The following is a 4764-nucleotide window of genomic DNA, read 5'->3' as shown; positions in this document are numbered from 1 at the left end:
GCTTTAATATTTTATTTGTAGGGTCTTTATGATAGTCCAAGCTATTGAAGAGTTGATAGATTTTATGGTGTTGATAAAATCCCCTGCTATAAATATGGAAAAACTACTTGACTAAAGTGATTAAGGTGACTAGCCTGTAGAGTGTAGCCAGCAAAGGGTGAAGAGCTTTTTAGCTGGAACAAAAAAAGGAGTAGTTTAGTCGAACGCTATACAGAGACCATGGGGACGGCAAGGTCTTTATGGGACTGATGTGATAGTGAGCGGTATTACTGATAAGCGGTGATATTGCTTTTTCAAACTAAAATGTAAAAAACAGGAGGAAGTTAATAATGGCAACTACAATGGGAACGAGCAGCGCAGCGGCTAGCTCACAAAGAGATTATGACATGTCGCTGTGGTATGACTCGAAATGGTATAAATTTGGTATGGCGACGATGCTGGCGGTAGCCTGTTTCTGGATCTGGTACCAAAGGACATTTGCTTACTCACACGGGATGGACTCGATGGAGCCTGAATTTGATCGTGTGTGGATGGGGCTATGGCGTGTGCACATGACCATCATGCCGCTGTTTGCACTGATCACATGGGGCTGGTTGTGGAAAACCCGTGACAGCAAAGAGCAACTGGACAATCTGGATCCGAAGCTGGAGATCAAACGCTATTTCTACTATTTGATGTGGATTGGCGTATACATTTTTGGTGTGTACTGGGGCGGAAGCTTCTTCACTGAGCAAGATGCCTCCTGGCATCAAGTGATTATCCGTGACACCAGTTTTACTCCTAGCCATGTAGTGGTGTTTTATGGTTCATTCCCGATGTACATCGTATGTGGTGTAGCTACATACCTGTACGCGATGACCCGTCTGCCACTGTATAGCAGAGGTATTTCATTTGCATTAGTCATGGCGATTGCAGGCCCACTGATGATTCTGCCAAACGTTGGACTGAACGAATGGGGTCATGCATTCTGGTTCATGGAAGAACTATTTAGTGCGCCATTGCACTGGGGCTTTGTGATTCTGGGATGGGCTGGTCTGTTCCAAGGGGGTATTGCTGCACAGATCATCACCCGTTACTCCAATTTGACAGACGTGGTCTGGAATAACCAAAGCAAGGAAATTCTTAACAACAGGATCGTTGCTTAATTCTGAGGTTATAAGACTGATTGACATCCCTGCATTCTGGGAAACCGGGATGTGGGGATGGAGATAGATAACCGATTATGATGGGGAATATAGAATAATCGGGCAGTGAAGTAACTGAAAAAGTAAAGGAATCGTCATGTCACATTTAATATCACAAGCTTCAAAAGGGAGGGAGTTATGAATGAAAGCGTAGTATGGGTATTACTAGCTATACCTGTTCTGTTTCTATTTGTGCCGTTACTGTCAAAAGGCGAAGGCCTGCTGACAGGGATGTTCAGAACGAATGACATTCTGAAGGCAGCGAAGATGCCGCCGGAAGCGGTCCACATGTCACGGTCGATTGACCTCATCTATTTTCCGATTTTGGTCATACTACTAGTGGGTACCTATCACATGCACTTTATGTTGTTGGCAGGTGACTGGGACTTCTGGATGGACTGGAAAGATCGTCAATGGTGGCCGGTAGTGACCCCGATTGTTGGGATCACCTACTGCTCGACGATCATGTACTATCTATGGGTCAACTATCGTCAACCCTTTGGCGCGACGTTATGCGTTGTATGCTTACTGATTGGTGAATGGCTCACCCGCTACTGGGGTTTCTACTGGTGGTCACACTATCCAATCAACTTTGTTACCCCATCGATCATGATTCCGGGTGCATTGATGTTGGATATCACGTTGTACTTGACCCGTAACTGGTTGGTAACGGCGCTGATCGGAGGCGGATTCTTTGGTCTGTTATTCTATCCAGGCAACTGGCCAATTTTTGGACCGACTCACTTGCCTGTCGTTGCAGAAGGCGTATTGCTTTCAATGGCAGACTACATGGGACACCTTTATATCCGTACAGGTACACCTGAATACGTACGCCTGATTGAGCAGGGTTCACTGCGTACCTTTGGCGGCCATACCACGGTGATTGCTGCGTTCTTTGCGGCGTTTGTATCGATGTTGATGTTTGTTGTTTGGTGGTTCCTCGGTAAAGTTTACTGTACAGCATTCTTTTACGTTAAAGGTAAAAGAGGCCGTATTGTTAAAAGAGATGACGTTACTGCGTTTGGTGAAGAAGGCTTTGCACAGGGGATCAAATAATGAATATAAAAAACATATACAAACGGAGCGTATTAGGGCTTTATGGCGTCGCTTACGCGGCGGCTGCATTGGCGGTAAGCTTAGTGGTAGATGTTACGCCGGTAGCGGCCCACGGGGAACGTTCACAAGAACCGTTCTTGCGGATGCGTACGGTACAATGGTATGACATCAAATGGGAACCTGAAGTCACCAAAGTCAATGATTTTGCCAAAATAACAGGTAAATTTCACTTGGCGGAAGACTGGCCCCGTGCTGCGGCTAAACCAGAACGGTCTTTCTTTAACATAGGAAGCCCTAGCCCGGTGTTTGTTCGTCTGAGCACCAAAATCAATGGCCACCCCTGGTTCATATCGGGGCCGTTGCAAATTGGACGTGACTATGAATTTGAAGCAAACCTGAAAGCACGTATACCCGGTCGCCACCACATGCACGCGATGTTGAACGTGAAAGATGCAGGCCCGATCGCAGGCCCGGGCGCTTGGATGAATATCACGGGAAGCTGGGATGATTTTACCAACCCGATCAAACTGCTGACGGGAGAGACGATTGACTCAGAAACCTTCAACTTTGCCAATGGGCTCACGTGGCATATCATCTGGATGACACTTGCCTGTTTCTGGATTGGTGTGTTTGTAGCACGTCCGATGTTCTTACCACGCAGCCGTGTATTATTGGCGTATGGTGATGACTTGTTGATGGATCCGATGGACAAGAAAATTGCTTGGGCCATGGCGATTCTGACTCTTGCGCTGGTATGGGGAGGCTACCGTTATACGGAAAACAAACACCCCTACACGGTACCTATTCAAGCAGGTGAATCGAAAGTAGATCCATTGCCGGTTGCACCGAACCCTGTTGCGATCCGTGTAACCTACGCAAACTATGACGTACCTGGACGCGCGCTTCGTGTCACCATGGAAGTGACCAACAACGGTGACAGCCCGATCAAATTTGGTGAATTCACCACAGCGGGTATTCGTTTCATCAACTCCTATGGACGTCAATACCTAGACCCGAATTATCCACGGGAACTGGTAGCGGTTGGACTGACCTTTGATGATGAATCAGCTGTTCAACCTGGTGAAACCAAAGAGATCAAAATGGAAGCTAAAGACGCGCTATGGGAAATTCAACGTTTGATGGCGTTGTTGGGTGACCCAGAGAGCCGATTTGGTGGACTGCTGATGTCTTGGGACGAAGATGGAAATCGCCATATCAACAGTATTGCTGGTGCGGTTATTCCGGTCTTTACCAAGCTTTAATAAGTAGTAAAAAGCCAACGAAAACCGGTGCACTGCTGTCGAGAGACAGGAAGGTGTGCCGGTTTTTTTTATAGATCGAATTGATTAATTATTAACAGGAGAGTTTGTCGTGGTAAAGCAGTTAATACAGACGGGTATTGCGGCTATCGTTCTTGTTGCGACGCTTTACACGGGCAATGTCATTGCCCATGGAAGAGTATCTTTGGAAGAAGACAGTTGTGTGCGTCAGATTGGAGAAAACATGGTGCACCTAAGTGCATATCAACCACAATATGACGAAAGTGGGCACTATTGCACGGACATTCCAATGGCAGGAGACACCTACTTGGTCATTGATCTAATAGATTCGGCGCTGCGTAACATGCCGGTTGCGGTAAAAGTATTTCGAGGAAGCGAAAGTGAAGGCGAAACGGTACTGCAATTGCCAGCGGAGTATCATCCGGATGGTGTTATCAACGGTGTGGGAACATTAGAAAAAGGATTATATTCGCTCGTGATAACGGCAGAAGGCATTCCACCCTTGAAATATCAATACCGGCTGCGGGTAGAAATGGTCGATTACATGAAACTGCTTAGAGCATCGATTGCACCCATGATGGGGTTGCTGTTGCTCATATGGTTGGCCTTTAGAATCAAGCGATCGGAAAGATTTCGCAACTGGTTGGCATCGCGGCGCTCGGGAAGATAAAGAGGGTGTTTTGATCACAGAAATGATCATATAATAAAAAATTTAATATCGCCTCAGGGAGAAAAAGCATGTTAGCAAGCATCATAAAAACAAGTATAAAATCAATTATTTTAGCTGCGGTGGGGATGCTATATTCACTGCAGTTACAAGCTCACGGCGGGTTGTCGTTAGCGGACGATATGTGTAAGCTCACGGTGGGGCCTTATACAATGCATTTTACGGGTTACCAACCTGAAAGTGCACAGGAACAGGAATTCTGTGAAGACATACCGATGACAGGCCGAACGATAGTCGCATTGGATTATATAAACGAAGAACTGCGTCCGATGACAACGGAAGTCAGGATAATCCAAGACATAGGAACAGAGGAAAACCTGGACGAGATAACCGTGTTACATGTACCACCCAAAGTTTACTCGAATGGTTCGGTAACCTTTGAACACTACTTTCCTGAACAGGGCAAATTTGTAGGCTTGGTGACAGTAAAGGGAGAAGGTGTTGAATATGTATCCCGCTTCCCATTTGCAGTGGGAACAGGGGGTAAATCAAATATGCCTTATATCATTGGTGCAGT

5 protein-coding genes are annotated in these 4764 nt (G+C 46.2%); all 5 read left to right on the top strand.

From position 1 onward, the window contains the following. The first annotated feature begins 329 nt into the window (after positions 1-329). The gene (locus C8R30_RS15385; protein ID WP_107790533.1) at positions 330-1145 is read left to right on the top strand and encodes a methane monooxygenase/ammonia monooxygenase subunit C; all 816 of its coding nucleotides are present in this window, start codon (positions 330-332) and stop codon (positions 1143-1145) included. A 177-nt stretch (positions 1146-1322) separates the two neighbouring features. After that, entirely contained in the window at positions 1323-2240 is a 918-nt protein-coding gene (locus C8R30_RS15380; protein ID WP_244888108.1) for a methane monooxygenase/ammonia monooxygenase subunit A, read from the top strand. After that, positions 2240-3502 (top strand): methane monooxygenase/ammonia monooxygenase subunit B, encoded by a 1263-nt coding sequence (locus tag C8R30_RS15375; protein WP_090672701.1) that lies wholly within the window; start codon positions 2240-2242, stop codon positions 3500-3502. Before C8R30_RS15380 ends, C8R30_RS15375 begins: the two co-directional genes overlap by 1 nt. A 109-nt stretch (positions 3503-3611) precedes the next feature. After that, positions 3612-4190: a hypothetical protein gene (locus C8R30_RS15370; protein ID WP_090672698.1), complete on the top strand. Its 579-nt coding sequence runs from the start codon at positions 3612-3614 to the stop codon at positions 4188-4190. 125 nt (positions 4191-4315) lie between these two features. Next, positions 4316-4764, top strand: a 449-nt coding sequence (locus C8R30_RS15365) for a hypothetical protein (protein ID WP_258192082.1), incomplete at its 3' end; no start/stop codon positions are given.

Source organism: Nitrosomonas nitrosa (genome assembly GCF_003051105.1).
GTDB lineage: Bacteria > Pseudomonadota > Gammaproteobacteria > Burkholderiales > Nitrosomonadaceae > Nitrosomonas > Nitrosomonas nitrosa.
Note: the sequence above shows the minus strand (reverse complement) of the source record. Positions and strands in the feature narration are given on the sequence as shown.

Excerpts from the sequence above, each read along its gene's own strand:
- C8R30_RS15375 (WP_090672701.1), top strand. The coding sequence starts at position 2,240 with ATGAATATAAAAAACATATACAAACGGAGCGTATTAGGGCTTTATGGC.
- C8R30_RS15385 (WP_107790533.1), top strand. The coding sequence starts at position 330 with ATGGCAACTACAATGGGAACGAGCAGCGCAGCGGCTAGCTCACAAAGA.
- C8R30_RS15380 (WP_244888108.1), top strand. The coding sequence starts at position 1,323 with ATGAATGAAAGCGTAGTATGGGTATTACTAGCTATACCTGTTCTGTTT.